Origin of the sequence: Enterococcus sp. RTP21361st1_A6_RTP21361_211029 (assembly GCF_040910045.1) — a bacterium.
In the GTDB taxonomy this organism is placed as follows: Bacteria; Bacillota; Bacilli; order Lactobacillales; family Enterococcaceae; genus Enterococcus_D; species Enterococcus_D gallinarum.
Window position 1 is genome coordinate 1 of record NZ_JBDGBK010000143.1, and the last position, 4,442, is coordinate 4,442.

Annotated in this window: 4 protein-coding genes; all 4 read left to right on the forward strand. The window is 39.8% G+C overall.

The features are described from left to right. Positions 1 to 772, forward strand: a 772-nt coding sequence (locus AB5Z52_RS15995; protein ID WP_368267010.1) for a dihydroorotate oxidase, incomplete at its 5' end; no start/stop codon positions are given. A 34-nt stretch (positions 773 to 806) separates the two neighbouring features. Next, a complete protein-coding gene (locus tag AB5Z52_RS16000; RefSeq protein WP_003127298.1) occupies positions 807 to 1,319 on the forward strand; it encodes a GNAT family N-acetyltransferase in 513 nt (170 codons plus the stop codon). 335 nt (positions 1,320 to 1,654) lie between these two features. Next, complete coding sequence (locus tag AB5Z52_RS16005; RefSeq protein WP_005472600.1) at positions 1,655 to 3,751, forward strand: glucosaminidase domain-containing protein; 2,097 nt, start codon at positions 1,655 to 1,657, stop codon at positions 3,749 to 3,751. Between the two features lie 92 nt (positions 3,752 to 3,843). Beyond that, a complete protein-coding gene (locus AB5Z52_RS16010; protein WP_003127300.1) occupies positions 3,844 to 4,029 on the forward strand; it encodes a hypothetical protein in 186 nt (61 codons plus the stop codon). Positions 4,030 to 4,442 lie beyond the last annotated feature (413 nt).

Here is a 4,442-nt window from a genome sequence, read left to right on the forward strand (position 1 = left end):
ACAGATATATGTTTATCTCGATTTAGGAAGTATCAATTCAATGGGATTACCAAATAAAGGCTTAGACTATTATTTGAATTTTGCTTTAGAGAAACAAGAAGCAATCGCTCCTGAAGCACCTTTCTTCTTTTCTGTTGCAGGCATGAGTGTTGAAGAAAATATTGAACTTCTAAGAAAGATTGAAGCTAGCAACTTTCGTGGTATCACAGAGTTGAATCTTTCTTGCCCGAATGTCCCAGGAAAGCCACAAGTTGCTTATGATTTTCCATTGACAGAACAAATTTTAGAGCAAGTTTTTAGTTTCTTCACGAAGCCTTTAGGCGTGAAATTACCGCCTTATTTTGACCTGGCGCACTTTGATCAAATGGCTGAAATTTTGAATAAATTCCCTTTAACATACATCAATTCTATCAATAGTATTGGTAATGGTCTATATATAGACCCAGAAACAGAAGCAGTAGTGATCAAGCCTAAAAAAGGCTTTGGCGGTATAGGTGGCGAGTATGTCAAACCAACAGCACTCGCCAATGTTCGGGCTTTCGCAACCCGACTAAAACCAGAAATCAATGTAATCGGAACTGGCGGCATTCGTTCTGGACAAGATGCATTTGAGCATTTGTTATGCGGAGCGACGATGTTACAAATCGGAACGGAATTACAAAAAGAGGGACCAGCGATTTTTGCCCGTCTGAAAAAAGAATTGACAGAAATTATGACTGCCAAAGGCTACACATCGATCGATGAATTCCGCGGTAAACTTCGCTCATTGTAGCCGATTAGCAAATTGCTACTGAAGGAGGAATGGCATGATCCAGTTTAGAAAAGCGACGCTCTCTGATTTGCCGGAAATGATGGCTCTCTTTGAGATGGGCATACAATCCTTAAAAAAACAAGGCTCACCTCAATGGCAAAATGGCTATGGTCCCACTCGTGAAAAAATCAAAGAAGATATCAATCAACAAGAAAGTTATCTCTTGTTATATGACGATCAAATTGCTGCTTCTGCCGCTTTAGTCAAAGGGGTCGATCCCCTTTATACTGCGATAATCGAAGGTAGTTGGTCAGGGGATGGGCCTTATGCATCAATCCATCGTGTCGTAGTCAGTGACCATTTTAGAGGCAAACAATTGAGTGCACATTTACTAAAAGCGCTAGAGGAAGAAGCGTTAGCAAAAGGGATCCATGATTTACGGATTGATACCTATCAAGCAAATATTGGAATGCAGAAAGTGATCGAAACCTGTGGTTATCAATATCGTGGGCAAGTTGTTTTCCCTATTCCACACGGTGAACGACTGGCCTATCAGAAATTAATCTAATTGATTGGGTGAATATAGTAATATCTGCTGTAATTGCCAGACCACAAGCGGAATGGCTGAGCCATACTAATTCCTTAATTTCCTTAGCGGGTTCAGGTCGAATTTGGGCAGCTTGTTTAGCTCATAAATAAGATGTTTTTTGAAAGATTGATCATGACGGAAAGAAAGATAGCAAGTTTTGCGTAGCTTTATTATGCAGGGCTTGCTATCTTTTTGTTTATTTTTATTCCGAATAGACGAAATTAATTAAATGTATAAAAATAGAGAGTTATCACTTTATTTTAATATTTTGCATATGGTAAAGTTGATTTGAGTAAACAATGGAGGAGAATCCAATGAAAAAAAGAAAAAGTATGCGTAAGGCGTTGGCAATGCTAGCGGCTCTATTGATCACCCTTGGACAAGGGGTGCCTGCGGTTGAAGCATTGACTGTCTTAGAGAATAACGCAGAATCAGCAATAGTCGATTCAGGCTCATCAATCTCAGACGAATCAAATGAATCCTCAGAACCATCTGAAGACCGAACGGCCGATTCTTTCGAAACGGCATCAAGCAGTCAAAGTATGGAAACAGAAGAATCCATTGATGAAAGTCATTCTACTGAATCATCGTCTTCTAGTGAAACGACTGAGGAAACAAGTGAAAGTACAAGTACGTCTGAAAGTGAGACATCTTCCTCAAGTAGCAGTGCGTCGACAACGGATTCAACTAAGGATTCTACAACGCCTAGTATGTCTTCTACTACCGAAAGGCCATCAGGAACCAGTCATTCATCAAAGCCAAATGATACGACAGCAAATTCCACCCAAAGTTCTTCGGAACCAAAGACATCCAACACAGGTTCTTCAGTCAGCCAATTGCCGCCATCCAATCAGCCTATAGCAGATTCTTCCCAGACAGTTGATTTATCAGATAAATTGGTTACCACCCCAACTGATTCTAATTTGAATGGCTATATCTTGCCGTTGTTGAATCAGTTAGCAAATGAACGATCCGCAGCGCTGATTTCAGAAGCGTTGAATCAACTAGGCAAACCATATGAAAAAGATGCGCAGGGTACTGGATTTAATAATCTTTCGTTGCCTATTGCTGTTTATCATGGCGTTTTTGATATAAAAGGGATCGAAACTTATGATCAGCTTAGCCGGGTAGGAAAGCAAACATCACTTGAAAAAGCCGTACCTGGAGATCTTTTGTTTTGGAAAGACGGTCAGCAATTAGTCAAAGCAGCAATTTACCTTGGACAGGATAAACTGATCATGGCAGATCAACCCCAAGCGGAACAAATAGTCAAGGAAGAAAAAGCGGCGACAGAAAACAATGGCGTACGCATTTATACTATTACTGATAAACAGAATAGTACTGCGGAAACAAAACAATTGATCCAAGAAGATCAGGTAAACAAACCAGATGTAGTAGTTCATTTTTCTGACTCGCAAAAAGTAACACCTCATGGACAATCACTAATCGCTAAGTATGCGGCTAGCTATGATTTTCGCAAGAATCCGCAAACAGAAGCATTTGTTGCGGCAATTGCAGAAGATGCTCGGGAACTAGGCTTAACTTATGGTGTGTATGCGTCGGTTATGATTGCACAGGCAATTTTGGAAAGCGGATCTGGTCAGAGTGGCCTTGCTTCTCCTCCGTATTATAATTTGTTTGGAATCAAAGGAACTTCCGGTAGTCGTTCCGTTTCTATGATGACAGCTGAGGATAATGGGACCGGAGAATTTTATACGATCCAAGCTGCTTTTCGTGCCTATACAGGATACAAGGAGTCGTTAAAGGATTACGTTCATTTACTGCGGACAGGAATTAGTGGGAATGCTGATTTTTACAAAAAGGTTTGGCGTTCTGAAGCAAAAAACTACCTGCAAGCGACTGAATATTTAAAGGGGCGTTATGCAACGGATACGAGCTACAACAATAAACTGAATTCATTGATTGCTGTCTATGAATTAACGAAATATGATGAAGCCAAAGCTGGCAGCGGCGTTGTCCTACAATCAAAAGAAGCGATTCCCAAAGAGTATCGGCAGCTGTTGGTGTTTCCTGATTATAACGGTGTAAATTATAATACCTCAGGTTCTTATCCAGTCGGACAATGTACTTGGTATGCTTACAATCGGGTCAAGCAATTGGGCGGCAGTGTGGATGAATATATGGGGAATGGTGGAGAATGGGGAGCAACCGCAAAACGTTTAGGCTATAAAACGGCGGCTACTCCAAAAGCAGGCTATCTGATCAGTTTTAGCCCAGGCACTGCTGGCTCTAGCACACAATATGGACATGTCGCCTTTGTGGAAGCGGTTGGCAAAGATGGCATTTTAATATCAGAGGGCAACGTTATTGATGGCAAAACGATTTCTTATCGAATCATTCCCAATGAGCTTGCTTATTCGCAAAGTGTCAGTTATATTGCCCCAAAATAAAATTTCGACCAAAAACTCTAGCGAATCGTAAAAATTCGGTTGTCAACTTCTGCCACAATTGCTAAGATAGAGCACGTAAAGGACGGTGCCGAATGAAAAAACGTATCAAAAAGAAAAAAGCCTATAAAAAGTATATCCAAGACATATTCACAGGATATGAAGAAATGTTGGAAAATCCTGAGCTCAAGGAGAGATCCTTTAGTTATTTGAAAGAAGAAACAGTCTTGAGACGTGATGAAAACGATCAGATTCGTTTTCGGACTCGGGACATTGATTAAACTGCCTATTTTAGGCAGTTTTTCTTTTTCAAAAATAATTGAAAGTATTTCAGAAAAACACTTGCTCTTTCATACGCTTAATGATAAAGTAGTGAACGTTGGCAAAACACGCCGACAGTCAAAACCTTTCAAAAAAACTTTTTGAAAAAAGGGCTTGACCAAAACGGAAACAGATGATATTATAACGAAGTCGCAAATTTAAGAAATCAATTTGATGCTGATGCAGCAACAAAAAAGATTGAAAAAAGTTGTTGACAAATAACAATTAATTTGTTATTCTAATGGAGTCGCTGATGACGCACAGGAAGTTGTTGAATAAACACTTTCGAAAAAAAACTTTTAAAAAAAGAGTTGACATTCACTTGTTGATCTGATATGATTTAAAAGTTGCTAACGCAGCGCAGTAGACCTTT